The sequence below is a fragment of the Streptomyces sp. NPDC001678 genome (genome assembly GCF_042892945.1).
In the GTDB taxonomy this organism is placed as follows: Bacteria; Actinomycetota; Actinomycetes; order Streptomycetales; family Streptomycetaceae; genus Streptomyces.
This window is the reverse complement of record NZ_JBIAUP010000010.1, coordinates 298,498-318,594: the sequence shown is the minus strand read 5'-3', so window position 1 is coordinate 318,594 and position 20,097 is coordinate 298,498. Positions and strand designations below refer to the sequence as shown.

Annotated in this window: 19 protein-coding genes; 12 read left to right on the top strand and 7 right to left on the bottom strand. The window is 71.2% G+C overall.

All coding sequences use genetic code 11. The annotated features are described in order from the left end of the window. Positions 1-119 precede the first annotated feature (119 nt). Complete coding sequence (locus ACFYZR_RS22450) at positions 120-725, bottom strand: hypothetical protein (RefSeq protein ID WP_391912900.1); 606 nt, start codon at positions 723-725, stop codon at positions 120-122. A gap of 264 nt (positions 726-989) precedes the next feature. On the opposite strand from ACFYZR_RS22450, the gene ACFYZR_RS22445 reads away from it, so the two are divergent. After that, a complete protein-coding gene (locus tag ACFYZR_RS22445) occupies positions 990-2,411 on the top strand; it encodes an MFS transporter (RefSeq protein ID WP_391912898.1) in 1,422 nt (473 codons plus the stop codon). A gap of 174 nt (positions 2,412-2,585) precedes the next feature. Further along, a complete protein-coding gene (locus ACFYZR_RS22440) occupies positions 2,586-4,376 on the top strand; it encodes a DEAD/DEAH box helicase (RefSeq protein WP_391912896.1) in 1,791 nt (596 codons plus the stop codon). A 46-nt stretch (positions 4,377-4,422) separates the two neighbouring features. On the opposite strand, the gene ACFYZR_RS22435 is transcribed toward ACFYZR_RS22440, so the two are convergent. Beyond that, positions 4,423-5,400: an LAETG motif-containing sortase-dependent surface protein gene (locus ACFYZR_RS22435; protein WP_391912894.1), complete on the bottom strand. Its 978-nt coding sequence runs from the start codon at positions 5,398-5,400 to the stop codon at positions 4,423-4,425. A gap of 293 nt (positions 5,401-5,693) precedes the next feature. On the opposite strand from ACFYZR_RS22435, the gene ACFYZR_RS22430 reads away from it, so the two are divergent. Together ACFYZR_RS22430 and ACFYZR_RS22425 are read left to right on the top strand one after the other, a co-directional pair. Next, a complete protein-coding gene (locus ACFYZR_RS22430; RefSeq protein WP_391912892.1) occupies positions 5,694-6,335 on the top strand; it encodes an IclR family transcriptional regulator in 642 nt (213 codons plus the stop codon). Between the two features lie 73 nt (positions 6,336-6,408). After that, entirely contained in the window at positions 6,409-7,203 is a 795-nt protein-coding gene (locus tag ACFYZR_RS22425; RefSeq protein ID WP_391912890.1) for a hypothetical protein, read from the top strand. Positions 7,204-7,216: 13 nt separating this feature from the next. Here the strand turns inward: ACFYZR_RS22425 and ACFYZR_RS22420 are convergent, their stop codons facing one another. Beyond that, positions 7,217-7,681, bottom strand: a complete 465-nt coding sequence (locus ACFYZR_RS22420; RefSeq protein WP_126914339.1) for an Lrp/AsnC family transcriptional regulator — start codon at positions 7,679-7,681, stop codon at positions 7,217-7,219. Positions 7,682-7,805: 124 nt separating this feature from the next. Here ACFYZR_RS22420 and hppD point away from each other — a divergent pair, with 124 nt between their 5' ends. Further along, positions 7,806-8,948 (top strand): 4-hydroxyphenylpyruvate dioxygenase, encoded by a 1,143-nt coding sequence (gene hppD / locus ACFYZR_RS22415; RefSeq protein ID WP_391912888.1) that lies wholly within the window; start codon positions 7,806-7,808, stop codon positions 8,946-8,948. Between the two features lie 146 nt (positions 8,949-9,094). Further along, the gene (locus ACFYZR_RS22410; protein ID WP_391912886.1) at positions 9,095-10,489 is read left to right on the top strand and encodes an FAD-binding oxidoreductase; all 1,395 of its coding nucleotides are present in this window, start codon (positions 9,095-9,097) and stop codon (positions 10,487-10,489) included. An 84-nt stretch (positions 10,490-10,573) separates the two neighbouring features. On the opposite strand, the gene ACFYZR_RS22405 is transcribed toward ACFYZR_RS22410, so the two are convergent. Further along, positions 10,574-10,990, bottom strand: a complete 417-nt coding sequence (locus tag ACFYZR_RS22405; RefSeq protein ID WP_391912884.1) for an SsgA family sporulation/cell division regulator — start codon at positions 10,988-10,990, stop codon at positions 10,574-10,576. Between the two features lie 263 nt (positions 10,991-11,253). Here ACFYZR_RS22405 and ACFYZR_RS22400 point away from each other — a divergent pair, with 263 nt between their 5' ends. After that, the gene (locus ACFYZR_RS22400) at positions 11,254-12,720 is read left to right on the top strand and encodes an RDD family protein (RefSeq protein ID WP_391912882.1); all 1,467 of its coding nucleotides are present in this window, start codon (positions 11,254-11,256) and stop codon (positions 12,718-12,720) included. Positions 12,721-12,783: 63 nt separating this feature from the next. Continuing rightward, positions 12,784-13,479, top strand: coding sequence for an RDD family protein (locus ACFYZR_RS22395; RefSeq protein WP_391912880.1), 696 nt, complete (start codon positions 12,784-12,786; stop codon positions 13,477-13,479). On the opposite strand, the gene ACFYZR_RS22390 is transcribed toward ACFYZR_RS22395, so the two are convergent. Continuing rightward, on the bottom strand, positions 13,465-13,767 hold the full coding sequence (locus ACFYZR_RS22390) for a hypothetical protein (protein ID WP_391912878.1): 303 nt from the start codon (positions 13,765-13,767) through the stop codon (positions 13,465-13,467). The genes ACFYZR_RS22395 and ACFYZR_RS22390 overlap by 15 nt on opposite strands. A gap of 352 nt (positions 13,768-14,119) precedes the next feature. Here ACFYZR_RS22390 and ACFYZR_RS22385 point away from each other — a divergent pair, with 352 nt between their 5' ends. Together ACFYZR_RS22385 and ACFYZR_RS22380 are read left to right on the top strand one after the other, a co-directional pair. Continuing rightward, positions 14,120-16,540: an immune inhibitor A domain-containing protein gene (locus ACFYZR_RS22385; RefSeq protein ID WP_391912876.1), complete on the top strand. Its 2,421-nt coding sequence runs from the start codon at positions 14,120-14,122 to the stop codon at positions 16,538-16,540. A gap of 101 nt (positions 16,541-16,641) precedes the next feature. Beyond that, positions 16,642-16,977, top strand: a complete 336-nt coding sequence (locus ACFYZR_RS22380; RefSeq protein ID WP_391912874.1) for a hypothetical protein — start codon at positions 16,642-16,644, stop codon at positions 16,975-16,977. Positions 16,978-17,024: 47 nt separating this feature from the next. Here ACFYZR_RS22380 and ACFYZR_RS22375 read toward each other — a convergent pair whose 3' ends face one another. Continuing rightward, entirely contained in the window at positions 17,025-17,618 is a 594-nt protein-coding gene (locus tag ACFYZR_RS22375) for an isochorismatase family protein (RefSeq protein WP_391912872.1), read from the bottom strand. A 109-nt stretch (positions 17,619-17,727) separates the two neighbouring features. Next, the gene (locus tag ACFYZR_RS22370) at positions 17,728-19,056 is read right to left on the bottom strand and encodes a nicotinate phosphoribosyltransferase (RefSeq protein ID WP_391912870.1); all 1,329 of its coding nucleotides are present in this window, start codon (positions 19,054-19,056) and stop codon (positions 17,728-17,730) included. Positions 19,057-19,153: 97 nt separating this feature from the next. Between ACFYZR_RS22370 and clpS the strand changes: the two genes are divergently transcribed. Beyond that, positions 19,154-19,465 carry an ATP-dependent Clp protease adapter ClpS gene (gene clpS / locus ACFYZR_RS22365; RefSeq protein WP_391912868.1) on the top strand — a complete coding sequence of 104 codons (312 nt, stop codon included), beginning with the start codon at positions 19,154-19,156 and terminating at the stop codon, positions 19,463-19,465. Further along, the gene (locus ACFYZR_RS22360) at positions 19,465-20,058 is read left to right on the top strand and encodes a DUF2017 domain-containing protein (RefSeq protein ID WP_391912866.1); all 594 of its coding nucleotides are present in this window, start codon (positions 19,465-19,467) and stop codon (positions 20,056-20,058) included. Before clpS ends, ACFYZR_RS22360 begins: the two co-directional genes overlap by 1 nt. Positions 20,059-20,097 lie beyond the last annotated feature (39 nt).

The following is a 20,097-nucleotide window of genomic DNA, read 5'->3' as shown; positions in this document are numbered from 1 at the left end:
GTGGGGTGGGGGGGGGGGGGGGGGGGGGGTTTTGGGGGGGGGGGGGGGGCCCGGGGGGGGGGGGGGGGGGGGGGGGGGGGGGGGGCGGGGGGGGCGCCCCCCCCCCCACCCCTGGGGCGTCACGATCCGGAGAGCTCGACCATCTCGGTGATCTTGTTGCCCGGGCCGAGCGTCACGTTGTAGTAGTTCTGGCCGGCGCACCATTCCTTGTGGTCGGCCTTGCTCTGGTTGTCGTACTGCTGGTGGTTCGGGTCCGCGCACTCCTTGACGTGGCCGATGCCCGAGAGGGTCTTGTCGGTGGGCTTCGTCGGGCGGACCTCGGGGCCGTTCAGGCTGAGGACGGTCACCTTCGCGTGCTCGTTGTCGAAGGCGTAGGTGTTCGTCGGGCCCTCGTTGCGGTAGAAGGCGCCTTCGTCCATCTTGGTGTTGCAGGACACGGCGGCGTCCTGCGCGATGATGTTGTTCATCGCGCCCTCGACGCTCTTGACCTTGATGAGCTTGTGGCCCTTGGGCAGCGGCGCGCAGGGGTCCTTGTAGTCGCTCTTGCCCTTGTCCTTGCCCTTGCTCTTTCCCTGGTCCTTGCCGTCGGCGGGCTGCTGCGACGGCGCCGCGCTCGCCGAACCCTTGGCGTCGTCCTTGCCGCCGTCCTCGGTGGGCCCGCAGGCGGTCAGTGCGAGTGCGCCGGAGACGACCAACGCGGCCGCGACGACATGGCGAATGGACATAGGGGTCCCCCAGGGTGCCGCCCGGCGTCGACCGCCGGGGTTGAACAGTGAACTACGTACGAATCGGCCGGAAGCTTATGGGCATGGTCATGGCGAAAATCGGCCGTTTGCTCGGCCATGATCAAACCGCGACCGAATGACGACGGAGCCGTGTCCGACCTGTGGCCGAGCCCTGGCCCGACCATGCGACTAGGCCTCAAGGCCGAGTGGATCTCCTCCGCACGACAGGGGTCAAACCGGCTTTCGCCACTTACTCTGAAGGCCATGACCGCCGCTGATCCCATATCCGCCACCCAGGCCGCGACGGACACGGTGGAAGGCGTTCTCGGACGCCGCTACCGCGCCCTCACCCTCGGCATCGTCTCCGTCGTCTCCCTGATCGCCTTCGAGGCCAGCGCCGTCAACACGGCGATGCCCGTCGCGGCCCGCGCGCTCGACGGCATCGGGCTGTACGCCTTCGCCTTCTCCGCCTTCTTCACCGCGAGCCTGTTCGCGATGGCGCTCTCGGGGGAGTGGTGCGACCGCGCCGGCCCCCTCGTACCCCTCTTCACGGGCATCGCCGCCTTCGGCACCGGGCTGGTGGGCGCGGGCGCGGCGCAGCGGATGTGGATGTTCGTGGCCGCGCGCGGCATGCAGGGCATCGGCTCCGGGCTCGTGATCGTCGCCCTGTACGTGGTCGTGGGCCGGGCCTACCCGGAACGGCTGCGGCCCGCCGTGATCGCGTCCTTCTCCGCCGCCTGGGTGGTCCCCGTGATCGTGGGGCCGCTGGTGGCGGGAACGGTGACCGAGACGCTCGGCTGGCGCTGGGTGTTCCTGGCCATCCCCGTGCTGATACTGCTGCCGCTCGCCGTGATGCTCCCCGCGCTGCGCGCGCTGCCGCCGGGGAAGAGCACGGGCGCGATGAACCGGCGCCGGATCCTCCTCGCGCTCGGCGTCGCCGCCGGGGCCGGACTGCTCCAGTACGCCGGGCAGGACCTCCGCCCGTTCTCCCTCCTCCCCGCGGCCGCCGGGCTCGCCCTCCTCGTGCCGTGCGTACGGCGGCTGCTGCCCGCCCGTACCTTCCTGGCCGGGCGCGGACTGCCCTCCGTCGTGCTGCTGCGCGGTCTCGCGCAGGGCTCCTTCCTGGCCGCCGAGACCTTCGTCCCGCTGATGCTCGTCACCGAGCGCGGGCTGTCGGCCACGCTCGCCGGGCTGTCGCTCACCGGAGGCGGGCTGACCTGGGCCCTCGGCTCGTACACCCTGAGCCGCGCCCGGCTGGAACCCCACCGCGAGCGGCTGATGAGCCTGGGCATGGCGGTACAGGCGATCGCCGTGGCGGTGGTGCCGCTGGTGCTGATCGACGCGGTGCCGGTGTGGCTGGTGGCCGTCTGCTGGCTCCTCGTCGGCTACGGGATGGGGCTGACGATCTCCAGCGTGGGAGTGCTCACGCTCCGGCTGTCGCGGCCGGGGGAGGAGGGCACGAACTCGTCCTCGCTCCAGGTGTCGGACGCCCTGGGGAGCGTGCTGCTGGTGGGGCTGGCGGGGGTGCTTTTTGCTCTTGGTGGGGGAGGGGTGGCTTCCGTCGGTGCCCATGACACGAACGCGTCGGCCGCGCCCGGTGGGGCGTTCGTGGCGGTGTTCGTGCTCTCGGCGGGCGCGGCGCTGGCGGGGGCGTACGTCGCCACGCGGCTGCGGCCGCGGGGGTAGGCCGCGGAGTCGTTGCCCGGACTGTGTCGCCCGGACTGTGTCGCCCGGACTGTGTCGCCCGGACTGTGAGGTCCGTCCCACCGCCGGGTGGACCCGGCACGTAGCACACGGCAGTGTCGGTGGACGCGGGTAGGCTGACGCGGTTGCCGACCGCCGACCCCACCGACGGAGACCGTGACTATCACCACCGCGAATCACCATCTCTCACCCGCCTTCCCCGGCCGGGCGCCCTGGGGTACCGCCAACAAGCTGCGTGCCTGGCAGCAGGCCGCCATGGAGAAGTACATCCAGACGCAGCCCCGCGACTTCCTCGCCGTCGCCACCCCGGGCGCGGGAAAGACCACCTTCGCCCTGACCCTGGCCTCCTGGCTGCTGCACCACCACGTCGTCCAGCAGGTGACCGTCGTCGCACCGACCGAGCACCTGAAGAAACAGTGGGCCGAAGCGGCCGCCCGGATAGGCATCAAGCTCGACCCCGAGTACAGCGCCGGGCCGCTGGGCCGCGAGTACCACGGCGTCGCCGTCACCTACGCGGGTGTGGGCGTGAAGCCCATGCTGCACCGCAACCGCAGCGAGCAGCGCAAGACGCTCGTCATCCTCGACGAGATCCACCACGCCGGTGACTCCCGCTCCTGGGGCGACGCCTGCCTGGAGGCCTTCGAGCCGGCCACCCGCCGCCTCTGCCTCACCGGCACGCCCTTCAGGTCCGACACCAACCCCATCCCCTTCGTCACCTACGAAGAGGGCAACGACGGCATCCGCCGCTCCTCCGCCGACTACACCTACGGCTACGGAAACGCGCTGGGCGACGGCGTCGTCCGCCCGGTGATCTTCCTCTCCTACAGCGGCAACATGCGCTGGCGCACCAAGGCGGGCGACGAGCTGGCGGCCCGGCTCGGCGAACCCATGACCAAGGACGCCATCTCGCAGGCCTGGCGCACCGCCCTGGACCCGCGCGGCGACTGGATGCCGAACGTGCTGCGCGCCGCCGACCGGCGGCTGACCGAGGTCCGCAAGTCCATCCCCGACGCCGGCGCGCTGGTGATCGCCTCCGACCAGGAGTCGGCACGCGCCTACGCCAAGCTGATCCGTGAGATCACCGGCGAGGGCGCGACGCTCGTGCTGTCCGACGACAGCGGCGCCTCCCAGCGCATCGACGACTTCTCGCAGGACGACTCCCGCTGGATGGTTGCCGTCCGCATGGTGTCCGAGGGCGTGGACGTGCCCCGCCTGGCGGTCGGCGTGTACGCCACGACGATCTCCACGCCGCTGTTCTTCGCCCAGGCCGTCGGCCGCTTCGTGCGGTCGCGCCGGCGCGGCGAGACCGCGTCCGTCTTCGTCCCGACCATCCCGACGCTGCTGACCTTCGCCAACGAGATGGAGGTCGAGCGCGACCACGTCCTCGACAAGCCCAAGAAGGAGGGCGAGGAGGAGGACCCCTACGCCGAGTCCGAGAAGGAGATGGACGAGGCGAACAAGGAGCAGGACGAGGACACCGGCGAGCAGGATCAGCTGCCCTTCGAGGCGCTGGAGTCCGACGCGGTCTTCGACCGCGTGCTCTACGACGGCGCCGAGTTCGGCATGCAGGCCCACCCCGGCAGCGAGGAGGAGCAGGACTACCTCGGCATCCCCGGGCTGCTCGAGCCGGAGCAGGTGCAGCTGCTGCTCCAGAAGCGCCAGGCCCGGCAGATCGCGCACAGCCGCCGGAAGCCGGACGAGCAGGCGGACCTCCTCGAAATCCCCGCCGAGCGGCGGCCGGTGGTCACGCACAAGGAGCTCCTGGAGCTCCGCAAGCAGCTCAACACGCTGGTGGGCGCGTACGTCCACCAGAGCGGCAAGCCGCACGGTGTGATCCACACCGAGCTGCGCCGCGTGTGCGGTGGGCCGCCCAGCGCGGAGGCGACGGCGGGGCAGCTCACGGACCGCATCAACAAGGTGCGGGAGTGGGCTACGCGCATGAAGTGACACGAGGAAGGGGTGCCGCCCCGGTAGGGCGGCACCCCTTCGCGTGTCAGCCCTGCGCGTTCGCGCGGCGGCGCGTCGCGACGACCAGGCCGGCGCCCGCGACGATCGCCACGGCGCCGCCCGCGGCGATCCACGGGGTGGCCGGGTCGGACCCGGTCGCGGCGAGCTCGGTGCGGCTGCCGTTGGCGGTGGTGCCGCCGGAGCCACTGGAGCCACCGGAGGTGGTGCCCGCCGCGTCGGCGGAGGACGAGGCCGAGGCGCTCGGGCTGGCGGTGGCGCTCGCGCTGGCGCTCGTGGAGGGCTTGGGGCTGGCGGTCGCCTTGCCGGAAGCGGTCGCGGTCGCGGTGGCGGACGTAGAGGCGGTGGCGGTCGCGCTCTTGCTCGGCTTCGGCTCCTTGGCGGCCAGGACGGAGAATTCCTGCTCCGCGGTGGCGGCCACATTGTTCTCGGCCGTCACCCGCAGGCGGGCTGTGTGGGCCGGGGTCTGCTTTCCGAAGTTCAGCTGTACGTCGAACTTCGCGACCTGACCCTTTTTCAGCACGTGCGGGCCGAGCGAGCCGTTGCGGTCGAAGGACTTCATGTCCGGGCTGTACTGCTTGGCCAGGTCTACCGGCAACCAGCCTGGGTCCGTGCCCCCTCGGGGCTCCCAGAGCTCGATGGCGTAGTCATCGGCCTTGCCGGCATCGGCCCCAGCGGGGAGGTAAAAGACGTGAGGCGTGAAGGCCACGTCAGCGTCGCCCTGCCGGTTGTCGTACCAGATCTGGAACGTCGTCGGCTTGTCCGCACCCGCTCGGAGCGTATTCGGGATCCCGTGCACTGACACCGGGATCCGGGAAGGGGTCTTGTCCTTGTCGGCCTTCTCGGCCGGGACCGTACCCGGCTGTTCAACCGTCTGGGTGCCCTGCTCGGTCGTCGTCCGTACCGCCGCGCCCGGCTGCTCCTCGGCGACGGCGGGCGTGGCCAGGAAGAGGGCCGGGGTGATGACACCGGCCGCCACGATCGTGGCTATTCGGGAAATCTGCATGGCGATCACACTAAAGCCCCGCAATGCCAATAGCCCCCCTGGATTGCCCTGTCCACAAAGTGGATTGCACAATTCCCCTCCCTGATGCCCGGATTGTGGGCAGACTCTTCCGCTGAGCGGACCGGCGGCGCTACCGTGCCGGTCACGCACACGCCCCGTGGCAGCGCCGCCGCGGAGCGCAGCCGGACCATAACGACAAGCCGCCGGCGGCTTCTCCTCGCGCGCTGCCGGAACGGGACCGGCGCCGCGACCCCACCGCGACGGGAGCCGCCACTCATCGGAGGAGGGGCGTCGTGACCGCGGAGACTTCGCAGACGCTCGACAGGGGACTGAAAGTCCTCAAACTGCTCGCAGACACCGACCACGGACTGACCGTCACCGAGCTGTCCACCCGGCTCGGCGTCAACCGGACCGTCGTCTACCGGCTCCTGGCCACCCTGGAACAGCACGCGCTCGTCCGCCGGGACATAGGCGGCCGGGCCAGGGTGGGCCTCGGAGTGCTGAGGCTCGGGCGGCAGGTGCACCCGCTCGTCCGGGAAGCGGCCCTGCCCGCCCTGCGCTCGCTCGCCGAGGACCTGGGAGCCACCGCCCATCTCACCCTCGTCGACGGCGCCGAGGCGCTCGCGGTCGCCGTCGTCGAGCCGACCTGGACCGACTACCACGTCGCCTACCGCGCCGGATTCCGTCACCCCCTGGACCGCGGCGCGGCCGGACGGGCCATCATCGCCGCGCGCCGCGGCGAGGTCGACAACCCCGGGTACGCGCTCACCCACGGCGAGCTGGAGGCCGGGGCGAGCGGAGCGGCCGCACCGCTGCTCGGAGTGTCCGGGCTCGAAGGGAGCGTAGGAGTGGTGATGCTCGCCGACTCGGTGCCCGCGAGGGTCGGGCCGCGGGTGATGGAGGCCGCGAAGGAGGTGGCCGACGCGCTGCGGTAGCGGCCCACCGACGTGAGGGGGTGGGGGTGGGGCGGATGCCGCGTTCCCCCCACCCGTGAATTAGATTCGCAGCATGCCAGCCCCCACCCGGACCCGCGTCCTCGCCGTCTGCGCCGCACCCGTCGTCGCCCTGCTCGCCGTGGCCGCGCTCGTCCCCCTGCCGTTCGTCATCGCCCAGCCGGGCTCCACGACCGCGAACGTGCTGGGGCAGCACAAGGACAAGCCCGTCATCACGATCTCCGGTACCCCCACCCGCGGCACGAGCGGGCAGCTGCGCATGACCACCATCGAGGCCACCGGGCCGGACACCGAGATCGGTCTGGGCGATGTGGTCGACAGCTGGTTCCGTACGGACCGGGCCGTGATGCCGCGCGACGCGGTCTACCCCCCGGGGCAGTCCGACCAGCAGATCGAGCGGCACAACGTCGCGGAGATGAAGAAGTCCCAGGACGCGGCGGCCGAGGCCGCCCTGCGCTACCTCCACCGCTCGCCCAAGGACGTGAAGGTGGAACTGAGCCTCGCCGACGTCGGCGGGCCGAGCGCCGGCCTGCTCTTCACCCTGGGCATCATCGACAAGATCGACGGCGACGGCCGGGGCGGCGACCTGACGGGCGGCCGGGTCATCGCGGGCACCGGCACCATCGACCCGGACGGCACCGTCGGAGCGGTCGGCGGCGTCTCCCTCAAGACCCAGGCGGCCGGGCGCGACGGCGCCACCGTCTTCCTGGTGCCGAAGGGCGAGTGCTCCGACGCGGGGGCCGAGCTGCCCAAGGGCATGCGGCTGATCCCGGTCACCACGCTGACCGACGCGGTCGCCTCCCTGAAGGCGCTGAAGGACGGGGGCGCCGTCCCCTCCTGTCCCGCGTAGGGCAACGGACGCGTCAGTCCTCCGACGCCTGCTGCACCAGCGGGATGATCCTCAGCGGCACCGGGTTCTCCATGACGATCGCCGTGGACGCCCGGACGATCCCCTCGAAGCCCACCACCCGGTCGATCACCCGCTGGAGATCCGCGTTCGACCGGGCCACCAGCCGGCACAACATGTCCCCGTGCCCGGTCGTGGTGTGCAGCTCCAGCACCTCGGGGACCGACGCCAGATGCGTCCGGACGTCCGCGCCCTGCCCCTGCTTGATCTCCAGCGTCGCGAACGCGGTCACCGGATAGCCCAGCGCCGCCGGGTCCACATCCGGGCCGAAGCCCCTGATCACCCCCTGCGACTGGAGCCGGTCCAGCCGCGCCTGCACCGTGCCGCGCGCCACGCCGAGGCGCCGTGAGGCCTCCAGCACCCCGATCCGCGGCTCCCTCGCGAGCAGCTCGATCAGCCTGCCGTCCAAACGATCGATCACCCTGATCCGCCTTTCGTGGTCATCATGCACAGAACGTCCGGGGCTTCTCGACCTCCTCTATGCATAATGCCCAGTGGAATCGCAAACTATTGCGCACCTTGTGGTTCGGAGAGACGCTGCGCCCATGACTCAGACCACGGATCACACCCCGCACACCGCACGGCAGGCCGACCCCTTCCCGGTCAAGGGGATGGACGCGGTCGTCTTCGCCGTCGGCAACGCCAAGCAGGCCGCCCACTACTACTCCACCGCCTTCGGCATGAAGCGAGTCGCCTACTCCGGACCGGAGAACGGCAACCGTGAGACCGCCGCCTACGTCCTGGAGTCCGGCAGCGCCCGGTTCGTCTTCACCACCGTGATCAAGGCGACCACCGAGCACGGCCGTTTCCTCGCCGACCACGTCGCCGAGCACGGCGACGGCGTCGTGGACCTCGCCATCGAGGTGCCCGACGCGCGGGCGGCGTACGCCTACGCCATAGAGCACGGCGCCACCGGCCTGGCGGAGCCGTACGAGCTGAAGGACGAGCACGGCACCGTCGTCCTCGCGGCCATCGCCACCTACGGCAAGACGCGCCACACGCTCGTCGACCGTTCCGCCTACACCGGCCCGTACCTGCCCGGCTACGTCGCCGCCGAGCCCATCGTCGAGACCGGTCCCCGCCGTTTCCAGGCCATCGACCACTGCGTGGGCAACGTCGAGCTCGGCAAGATGGACCAGTGGGTGAGCTTCTACAACAACGTCATGGGCTTCACCAACATGAAGGAGTTCGTGGGCGACGACATCGCCACCGAGTACTCCGCGCTCATGTCGAAGGTCGTCGCGGACGGCACCCGCAAGGTGAAGTTCCCGCTCAACGAGCCGGCCATCGCCAAGAAGAAGTCCCAGATCGACGAGTACCTGGAGTTCTACAACGGCCCCGGCGTCCAGCACATCGCGCTGGCCACCAATGACATCGTCGCCACCGTACGGGCCATGCGGGAGGCGGGCGTTCAGTTCCTGGACACCCCCGACTCCTACTACGACACCCTCGGCGAGTGGGTCGGCGAGACCCGGGTGCCCATCGACACCCTCCGCGAGCTGAAGATCCTCGCCGACCGCGACGAGGACGGCTATCTGCTCCAGATCTTCACCAAGCCGGTCCAGGACCGCCCCACGGTCTTCTTCGAGATGATCGAGCGGCACGGCTCGATGGGCTTCGGCAAGGGCAACTTCAAGGCCCTCTTCGAGGCGATCGAGCGCGAGCAGGAGAAGCGGGGAAATCTCTGACCTCGGTGCGTCCGGAGGGCGCGGTCGGGTCGGCTGCGGGCCGGTTGTGGCCGGTCGCGCCCACGCGGCGGAGCCGCATGACGGCACTGCCCCGCGCCCCTTCGGGGCGCTTCCCCTCTGGAGGCACTCGGTGACAGGGTGGGCCCATGGGCGATCTCATCGATCAGTTGCGCACGGGGCTCCCCGCCGAGGCGGTGCTCACCGACCCCGACGTCACCGGCTCCTACGCCAACGACATGGCGAGCTTCTGCGCCGCCGGGACGCCCGCCGTGGTCGTCCTGCCACGCACCGTCGAACAGGTGCGACACGTGATGCGCACCGCCACCGCCCTCCGGGTCCCCGTCGTCCCGCAGGGCGCCCGCACGGGACTGTCCGGCGCGGCCAACGCCACCGACGGCTGCGTCGTCCTCTCGCTCGTCAAGATGGACCGCGTCCTGGAGATCGACCCGGTCGAGCGGATCGCCGTCGTCGAACCCGGTGTCGTCAACGCCACCCTCTCCCGGGCCGTCGCCGAACACGGCCTGTACTACCCGCCGGACCCCTCCAGCTGGGAACAGTGCACCATCGGCGGCAACATCGGCACCGCCTCCGGCGGGCTGTGCTGCGTCAAGTACGGCGTCACCGCCGAATACGTCCTCGGCCTGGACGTCGTCCTCGCCGACGGACGGCTGCTCACCACCGGCCGGCGCACCGCCAAGGGCGTCGCCGGCTACGACCTCACCCGGCTCTTCGTCGGCTCCGAGGGCAGCCTCGGCATCGTCGTACGGGCCGTCCTGGCGCTCAAGCCCGCGCCGCCCGCGCAACTGGCGCTCGCCGCAGAGTTCCCCTCCGTCGCCGCGGCCTGCGAGGCGGTACGGAACATCATGGCGCGTGGGCACGCGCCGTCCCTGCTGGAGCTGATGGACGCCACGACCGTACGGGCCGTCAACTCCATGACCCACATGGGCCTCCCGGAGACCACGGAAGCCCTGCTGCTCGCCGCCTTCGACACCCCCGACCCCGCCGCGGACCTGGCCGCCGTCGCCGAGTTGTGCCGCGCCGCCGGGGCCACCGAGGCCGTCCCCGCCGAGGACGCCGCCGAGTCCGAACTGCTGCTGCAGGCCCGCCGGATGTCCCTGCCCGCGCTCGAGCGGCTGCGCCCCGCCACGATGATCGACGACGTGTGCGTACCGCGCTCCCGGCTCGCCGAGATGCTGGACGGCACCACCGCCATCGCCCGCGACCACGGCCTGACCATCGGCGTCGTCGCCCACGCGGGCGACGGCAACACCCATCCCGTCGTCTGCTTCGACCCCGCCGACCCCGACGAGACACGCCGCGCCCGGGCCTCCTTCGACGCCATCATGGCCCTGGGGCTGGAGCTGGGCGGCACCATCACCGGCGAGCACGGAGTGGGCCTGCTGAAGAAGGACTGGCTGGCCCGGGAGGCCGGGCCGGTGGCGATGGAGCTCCAGCGCGGTATCAAGGCCGTCTTCGACCCGCTCGGGCTGCTCAACCCCGGCAAGGTCCTCGACCCGCCGGCCGGGGGCGCGGGGGAGTGACCCATGGGCCCGGGGGCCGGCGCGGCGGTCACTCCATCGGGTAGCCCGCCCGCGCCCTGCCCTCCCCGAACGGTGCCTTCCGCCTTACGCACCTGACGTCAGCAGTTCCTCCAGGGCCTCGTCGAGGGCGAGCCACTCGCCCTCCAGACCCGGCGTCACGAGCCGCAGTGTCCGCTCCAGCCAGCCGGACACCTCCTTCACCGGCACACTCACCAGCGCCCGGCCCTCCGGCGAGGACAGCGCCAGACAGACCACGGACCGTCCGCCGACCTTGCCGGGGAAGATCCGCACATCGCCCTCACCGGCTGCCCGGAACACCCCCTCGATCAGTAGATCCCGGGAGAAAGTCCAGGTCACGGGGCGTGGCGAGGTGACGTGGAAGCTGAGCTGGACGGCATAGGGGTCCTCCGTCCGGTAGGTCAGCCGGGCCGGTACCGGAACGCTGTGTTCCGGCGACAGCACCAGGTCGGTCTCCAGGTCTCGTACCACCTCGGTGTGCATGGGCGCACCTCTCTCTGCTCGGGTTCCGGGATCCGTTCGGGATCCGCCTCGGGAACGGTTACGGACGGAGAGAGTGCGCCGGACGGGTTTCATTACGCGGTTTCGGCAAACAGTTTCAAGATTTTCGTCCCGGGGGCGCGGCGGTGCCGCAGTCGCACGTGTGAGTGGACCGGCCCTGCGACGGTCACAGAGGAAGGGGCGTTCTGGTAGACCTGGTGACCACCCCTTACGTACGGCCGAGCAGATACGGGACACCGGAGACCATGAGCGCACCTATCTCGGGATCCGCCGACGGCAGCCCCCCTCAGGGCTTTTATCCGGACCCGTCCATTCCGGGCTACATCCGTTACTGGAGCGGTGCCGCCTGGGTGCCCGGTACGAGCCGGCCGGCGCCGGCCGAGGGTGAGCCGATGCCCGCACCGCCGCCGTCGGCGGCGCGGCCTCCGGCCCCGGTCCCGCCCGTGACGCCTGTGACGCCCGTGTCCGCCTCGTCGTCCATGCCGTCCGCGTCCGCCGAGCCGGTCGCGCGGCGCGCGGCGGACGAGACGGGGCCCGTGTTCCTGGACGAGGAGCCGGAGCCCGAGCCGGGGCCGGTCGTCGAGCGAGGGCCGGCGGGCGGTGGGGCATGGCAGGCGGACGGCGGCGCTCAAGACCAGCGGGTCTCCTGGGGTGGTGGCGCCGCTGCCGCCGCTTCCGGTCCCGCCGCGCTGCCCAAGGCGCGTGACCCGCGGCTGCCCGAGCTGCCCGCGGTGGAGCCGGTGGCCCCGGAGCGGGCCGAGCCTCCCGTGCCCGCGCAAGGGCAGGGGCAGGGACAGAGCCAGCAGGTGCAGGGCCAGCAGATGCAGGGCCATGGGGGGCATGGCCAGGGCACCTTGGACCTGCGGCCCAAGCCCCATGGCGCGGCGCCCGGCGGGCCGCCCGCGCCGCTCCCGGCGGTCGCGCCGGCCGCCCGGCAGGCGTGGCCCGCCCAGCGCGCCGGGGAGGCGACCCCGGTGGCCCCCGTGGCCCCCGTCCCCTCGGCCGGGTCCCAAGGGGCCGCCCTGCCCGCCCGGCGCCCGGAGTCCGCGCCCGTTCCCGTGGAGCGGCGGCAGCCGGTGGGCTGGGCCCAGCAGGTGCACCAGCTCGCGCAGCAGGGCCCGCAGGCCGTGCCCGGCGGCGCGGTGGCCGAGTCGGCCGCGCCGGACGCGGCGTGGCGGAAGCCGCCCAAGGACGACCCGTTCCTGCGCGCGGCCCAGGCGCAGGGCCGCCCCGCCGCGCTCGGCCGCCGCCTCGCCGCCCGGCTGCTGGACTCCGCGGTGCTGGGCGCGGTGGTCGGCGCTGTCGCGGTGCCGCTGTGGGCGAAGTCGGTCGAGCACATCGACGCGAAGGTGGAGCAGGCGCGGCAGACCGGCCGGACGGTGACGGTCTGGCTCCTCGACGGCACGACGGGCACGTATCTGGCGATCGTGCTGGGCGTGCTGCTGGTCGCCGGGCTGCTGTACGAGGCGCTGCCGACCGCGAAGTGGGGACGCACGCTGGGCAAGAAGGTGTTCGGGGTGCGGGTGCTGGACATCGAGTCGCACGACACGGCGTCGACGGGGGCGGCGGTGCGGCGGTGGCTGGTGTACGGAGGGCTCGGTGTGGTGGCCGTCGGGTTGCTGAACGTGGTGTGGTGCCTCTTCGACCGGCCGTGGCGGCAGTGCTGGCACGACAAGGTGGCGCGCACGTTCGTGGCGTCGGCGGGGGAGTAGGCCCCACCCCCGAACGGCACAGCGGCGGATGCGCCCTCAGGCGCCCTGGGTTCTACTCGGGCCATGAGCACCGATCAGCCGCCCCCGCCGGAGCCGCCGGAGGACGATCCGTTCCTGAAGAGGCCCCAGGAGCCTTCTCCTCCCGGTTCCCCGCCGCCCGGCGGCGCGAGCGGCGGTGCCTACCCGGGCCCGCCTCCGGGCGGCCCGTACCCGGGTGGCCCGTACGGCGGCCCGCCCCCGAGTGGTGGCCCCTACGGCGGCCCCCCGGGCGGCAGCCCGTACGGTGGCGGGCCCTACGGGCCCGATCCCCTCGCCGGTATGCCCCCGCTCGCGAACCGCTTCAAGCGGCTCGTCGCCCGCATCATCGACGGGCTGATCGTGAGCATCCCGATCAGCGTGATCTTCTCGCTCTCGACGCGGAACTACGACCCCTGGAACGACCAGGCGCGGTCCACCAGCCTGTCCATCATCATCGCGGTCGTCTACTTCGTGTACGAGGGCCTGATGCTGACCACGCGTGGTCAGACGGTGGGCAAGATGGCGATGAAGATCCGGGTCGCGATGCTGGAGAACGGCGCGATCCCGGAAGGGCGGCCGGGGTGGACGCGTGCCGCGGTCTACTCCCTGCCCGAGATCGTGCCGTGCTGCGGCTTCGTCTTCTGGTTGGTGAACGTGCTGTGGTGCACCTGGGACCAGCCGTACCACCAGTGCGTCCACGACAAGACGGCCAAGACCGTGGTGGTCTCAACCGTGGAGTGAGTGCTCCCCCACGGCGGACCCGGCGTGGGAGCCCGCGTGCGCGGGCGTGCGCCGCTCGGGCAACCGGGCGGCGGCGCCCGCCGCTTGGCGTTCCCGGCGGGAGCGGGAGCGGGAGCGGGAGCGGGCCGGGACGGTGACGGCCACGGCACAGCCGAGGATGAGCGCGGCCAGGGCCAGGGCGCCGAGCAGCAGTGTCGACCCGGTGGGTGTCAACAGCAGGAGCGCGGCGCTGGAGAAGACTACGGTGGCCGATCCGTAAGCGATCTGTGCAGGAGTCGGACGCGGCATGGCGGTATCCGTCCTCAAGGCATCGATATGCGGGGGGATATAGGGGGCCGGAGTCTGGCGGTACGTGCCGTTGGTACGTACCGCACTTCGACTCTACGGTGCTCTTTGCCCTGGGGGAACTGGTGGTAAGCGTGACCTAACCCACGGTGCCCGGAGCGAAAGGGGCGCACGGGGGCGTTTGGTATGTCGTCAAGTGAGTCGAGCGCGCCCGGTCTCGCCCATTGACGCCCGTTATCCGCAACTTAAAGGCCGGATAACGTACTTGCTCTGCTCGTCATGGTCAAGATCTGTCTTTTCTTGCGTCACTCAGGTCAAATACCTCCACAGTTCTTACTGGGGAGGACATTCACAAGTGAAGATCAGCCATCGGAGGGTCGTCCGATCCGCCGCGGCGGCCGTCGTGGTCGCGGCGCTCGGCACGGGCACCCTGGCGGCGGGTGTCGCGCAGGCGGCGGGCATGACCGGCCCGTCGAGCGCGGACCAGGGCCCCACCCATGTCCAGCGCCAGGACCCCGCGCAGGTCAAGCCCGGTGTGGAGCACGACCTCAAGGGCCCGTTCAGCAAGAAGCAGGAAGCCCAGCGCAAGGCGGCGGTGGAGCAGGTCGTCGCCGGCGACGCCAAGCCGGAGCAGCGCGGCGCCTCCAAGGTCGTCAAGCTCGGCAAGGACAAGTACGTCGAGCTCGGCCGTGAGAAGACCGACAAGATATTTACGATCCTGGTCGACTTCGGTGATCAGGTCGACAACACCACCATGTACGACCCGGACGGGCCCGACGGCCCCAAGCCGCCCGTCAAGAAGTACGGCGGCACGCCCGGCCCGGCGCACAACACCATAGCCAAGCCGGACCGTGCGAAGGACAACAGCACGGCCTGGCAGAAGGACTACAACCGCGAGTACTTCCAGGACCTCTACTTCTCGCACGACAAGGACAAGGAGTCCCTGGCGAAGTACTACGAGAAGCAGTCGTCCGGCCGTTACTCGGTCGACGGTCAGGTCACCGACTGGGTCCGCGTCCCGTGGAACGAGGCCCGTTACGGTTCCAACTACTGCGGCTCCACCAACTGCCCCAGCGCCTGGGACCTGATCCGCGACGCCGTCAATCAGTGGGTCAAGGACCAGAAGGCCGCCGGTCGCAGCGACGCCGACATCAAGGCGACCCTCGCCCAGTACGACCAGTGGGACCGCAACGACTACAACCACAACGGCAACTTCAACGAGCCCGACGGTTACATCGACCACTTCCAGATCGTCCATGCCGGCGAGGACGAGTCCGCGGGCGGCGGCGCCCAGGGCAAGGACGCCATCTGGGCCCACCGCTGGTACGCCTACGGCTCCGACGCGGGCAAGACCGGCCCCGCGAACAACAAGGCCGGCGGCACCCAGATCGGCGACACCGGTATCTGGGTCGGCGACTACACCATGCAGCCCGAGAACGGCGGCCTCGGTGTCTTCGCCCACGAGTACGGCCACGACCTGGGCCTCCCCGACGAGTACGACACCACCGGCACCGGTGAGTCCTCCGTCGCCTACTGGTCCCTGATGTCCTCGGGCTCCTGGCTCGGCGAGGGCAAGGACACCATCGGCGACCTGCCCGGCGACATGAGCGCCTGGGACAAGCTCCAGCTCGGCTGGCTCAACTACGACAAGGCCAAGGCCGCGACGAAGTCGACCCACAAGCTGGGCGTCGCCGAGTACAACACCAAGGACAAGCAGGCGCTCGTCGTCAGCCTCCCGGACAAGAAGGTCACCACCGACGTCGTGAAGCCCGCCGAGGGCGCCGCGCAGTGGTGGAGCGGCCAGGGCGACGACCTGAAGAACACCCTCTCCCGCCCGGTGGACCTCACCGGCAAGTCCAAGGCCACCCTGGACCTGTCCGGCTGGTGGGACATCGAGGAGAACTACGACTACCTCTACACCGAGGTGTCCACGGACGGCGGCGCCAACTGGACGCCCGTCGACGGCACGGCCGACGGCAAGAAGATCACCCGTGACGGCGGCGACAAGCCGGCCCTGACCGGTGTCTCCGGCGCGTACAAGAAGCTGTCCTTCCCGCTCGACGCCTATGCGCGCAAGAAGATCGACCTGCGCTTCCGCTACGCCACCGACGGCGGCACCTCCGGCAAGGGCTTCACCGCCGACGCCATCGCCCTGACCGCCGACGGCGCGAACGTCTTCACCGACGGCGCCGAGAACGGCGACAACGGCTGGACGGCGAAGGGCTTCTCGCGCATCGGCGCGTCCTTCAGCAAGAACTACCCGCAGTACTACATCGCCGAGAACCGCCAGTACGTGTCGTACGACCGCACCCTGAAGGTCGGCCCGTACAACTTCGGCTGGCGCGACACCAAGCCGGGCTGGGTGGAGCACTACCCGTACCAGAACGGCCTGCTGATCTGGCAGTGGGACACCTCGCAGGTGGACAACAACGTCGGCGTCCACCCGGGCGCGGGCCGCATCCTGCCGGTCGACGCCCACCCCAAGGCCGAGAAGTGGGCGGACGGTTCGCTGATGAAGAACCGCTTCCAGGCGTACGACTCGACCTTCAGCTGGTACCCGACCGACGGCTTCACCGCCCACAACAACGGTGTCGCCACCCGCGTCAAGGGCAAGCTGGGCGTCCCGGTGTTCGACGACCACAAGAACACCTACTACGACGCGGCGAACCCCACGGGCGGTGTGAAGATCACGGACACCAACACCCGGATCCGCATCCTCACCGAGGCCCTCAACGGCTCCTCGATGACGCTCCAGGTCGGCCCGGCCGGCAAGTGACCCCGCGGTAGCCACCGGCGGCCGTCGTCCCCTGGCGGACGGCGGCCGTCCGCCTTGAGAATGCCTCTCATGATGGTCTTATCAACGGAGACGAGAGGCTGATGGCAGGCGGTGGATACGCCAGGCTTCCCGACGGCAGCGTCGTCGTAGCCCTGTCCCTGACCGCCCCGCCCGGCGGCGGGCCCCCGCCGGACACCCGGGTCCGGGTGCTGGTCCACGCGGTCAACCGCCAGCGAGCCCTCACCCGCCTCCGCAACCTCGGGCTGCGCGCCGTCTATCTGCGCGGCAACACGGAGCCGCCCACCCCCGACGAGATCACGGCCGTGCTCCACCACCCCGACGGGCTGGTCTGGCAGCCGGTCGACCACGACGACACCGAGTCCTGGCACCCCATCGCACGGCTGGTGCGGGCCGGAGCCGGCCCCTTCGGCCCCTGAGCCCCTGACTGAGCCCCTTCGGCCCCTGAAACGCCGGTCCGGGGCGGCTACCCGCCCTGGACCACCGGCTTGCCGCTCAGCTCCACGCCCGCCTCCTGGAGCTCCTCGAGCGTGCGGTCCGTCGTCTCCCGGGAGACCCCCGCCGTCAGATCCAGCAGCACCCGGGTGGCGAAGCCCTCCCGCCGGGCATCCAGCGCGGTCGCCCGTACGCAGTAGTCCGTGGCGATGCCGACCACGTCCACCTCGGTGACCCCGCGCCCCCGCAGCCAGTCCGCCAGCCCGGCGCCGTTCTCGTCGGCGCCCTGGAAGGCGCTGTAGCCCGCCTCGTAGGCACCCTTGTCGAAGACCGCCTGGACAGCGCCCGAGGCCAGGGCGGGCGCCAGATTGGGGTGGAAACCGCTGCCCTCGGTGCCGGCCACGCAGTGCCGCGGCCAGGAGTCGACGAAGTCCGGACGGTCCGAGAAGTGGGACCCCGGATCGATGTGCATATCGCGCGAGGCGACCACGTGCGCGTACCCGGCGGGGGCTTCGCCCACCAGGTCCGTTATGGCCGCGGCCACGTCGGCGCCGCCGGCCACCGCGAGACTGCCGCCCTCGCAGAAGTCGTTCTGCACGTCAACGATGATCAGTGCACGGGTCATGGTGCGGATCCTTCTGTCGAGGAACCCTCGGCCGGCTGTGCGGATCAGCCCTACGTGACCGAGGGTAGTGAGTCCTGTTCCGTAATGGGAGGGGCACTCGGGCGCCCGGTCAGAGGTATTCCGTGGGCAGCACCGGCTCACCGCGCGACAGCTGCGTCGCCGACATCGGAAGCGCCGCGCGCGCCTGCGCGTGACGGTCACGCGCCGCGCTCAGCGGCTCCCGGGCGACGACCTCGCCGCCCCGGACGAGCTCCACGAGCAGCTGCCGGTCCGCGAGCTCCGCCGGCACCTCGCCGACGCCCACGACCTCGGCCTCCGCCACCCCGCACGCGTCGGGGCGGCGCGCGGCCCACTTGCGGCCGCCGACGGACGCCTTGCCGCCCATGGACTTCTTCGCCACCGGCCGCAGCGGCGCGTCCGCGCCGTCCTCGTCCGCCCGGGCGACCAGCTTGTAGACCATCGAGCACGTCGGGTGACCGCTGCCGGTCACCAGCTGGGTGCCCACGCCGTAGGCGTCCACGGGCGCGGCGGCCAGCGAGGCGATGGCGTACTCGTCGAGGTCGCTGGTCACGATGATCTTCGTGTCCTTGGCGCCCAGCTCGTCCAGCTGCCGGCGCACCCGGTGGGCGAGCAGCAGCAGGTCGCCGGAGTCGATCCGCACGGCCCCCAGGCCCGGCCCCGCGATCTCCACGGCCATGGCGACGGCCTCGGCCACGTCGTAGGTGTCCACCAGCAGGGTCGTGCCCTCGCCCAGGGAGTCGACCTGCGCCCGGAAGGCGTCGCGCTCGCTGTCGTGCAGCAGGGTGAACGCGTGGGCGCTGGTGCCCACCGTCGGGATGTTGTAGCGGAAGCCGGCCGCGAGGTCCGAGGTCGAGGTGAAGCCGCCCACGAAGGCGGCGCGCGCGGCCGCCACGGCCGCCAGCTCATGGGTGCGCCGCGCGCCCATCTCGATCAGCGGCCGCTCCCCCGCCGCCACCGACATCCGCGAGGCCGCGGCGGCGACCGCGGAGTCGTGGTTGAGGATGGACAGGATCACGGTCTCCAGCAGCACCGCCTCGGCGAAGGTGCCCTCCACCCGCATCACCGGGGAGCCCGGGAAGTACACCTCGCCCTCGGGGTAGCCCCAGATGTCGCCCCGGAAGCGGTAGTCGGCCAGCCAGCCGAGCGTCGCCTCGTCGACGATCTTCCGGTCGGCGAGGAAGTCCAGCACCCCCCTGTCGAAGCGGAAGTTCTCCACGGCGTCGAGGACCCGCCCGGTGCCCGCGACGACGCCGTAGCGGCGCCCCTCGGGCAGCCTGCGGGTGAAGACCTCGAAGACCGAGCGACGGTGCGCCGTGCCGGACCGCAGCGCGCCTTGGAGCATCGTGAGCTCGTACCGGTCGGTGAAGAGGGCCGTCGAGGGAACATCGACCGGGAGCCTCAGGTCCGCAGCGTTCATGGGATCAGATGCTACCCCGGTACTCGTCAGAGTGACGATTTCTGGAGGGCGTTCGTACGGGGGGCCGTTTGTGCGTCGCGCGGCGGCAAGTGGCAGCATGGGAAACGTGAGTGTTGCACCGGTCGAGATCGAACGACCCGAGACGGGCGAATCCCCCTTCGCCGTCGCCGAGCCCGACGTCCCTTGGGTGACCCTGGTCCATAACGACCCCGTGAACCTCATGAGTTATGTGACGTATGTGTTCCAGGCCTACTTCGGCTACTCCAAGGACAAGGCGCACCGGCTGATGCTCGACGTTCATCACAAGGGCCGTGCGACGGTCTCCAGCGGCAGCCGTGAGGAGATGGAGCGCGACGTGCAGGCGATGCACGGCTACGGGCTCTGGGCGACACTCTCGCAGGACCGTTGATGGCGGGGCACTTCGAGCCGCTCGCGGGCGGCGGGGCCGCCGTCGCCCTGGACGAGGTCGAGATCTCCATCCTGCGCAGCCTGGCCGTCCAGCTCCTGGAGCTGATCGGCCCCGGCGAGGCGGAAGGCCCCGAGGCCGCCGACCCGCTGGCCCGGCTCTTCGCCGAGGGCCCCAGCGAGCCCCCGGCCGACCCCGCCCTGGCCCGCCTCTTCCCGGACGCCTACGGCACCCCCGGCGCCGAGCAGGACCACCAGGAGCGCGCCCACGCGGCCGAATTCCGCCGCTACACCGAGAACGACCTGCGCGAGCGCAAGCGCCAGGACGCCCTCGGCGTCGTCCGCTCGCTGGACTCGCTCACCCCCGGCGACGAGGGGGGCGCCGTGCTGCGCCTGGAGCCCGACGGCTGCCGGCAGTGGCTGGGCGCGCTCAACGACCTCCGGCTGACCATCGCGTCCCGGCTGGAGATCGGCGACGAGGACGACGGTGACGCCCTCTACCGGCTGCCGGACAGCGACCCCCGCAAGCCCATGGTGATGGCCTACCTCTGGCTCGGCGGGCTGCAGGAGACGCTGGTGGAGGCGCTCACTTCCTGAAGTTACTTTCCGGTATTCGGAGGATTCTTAGGGCGTTCG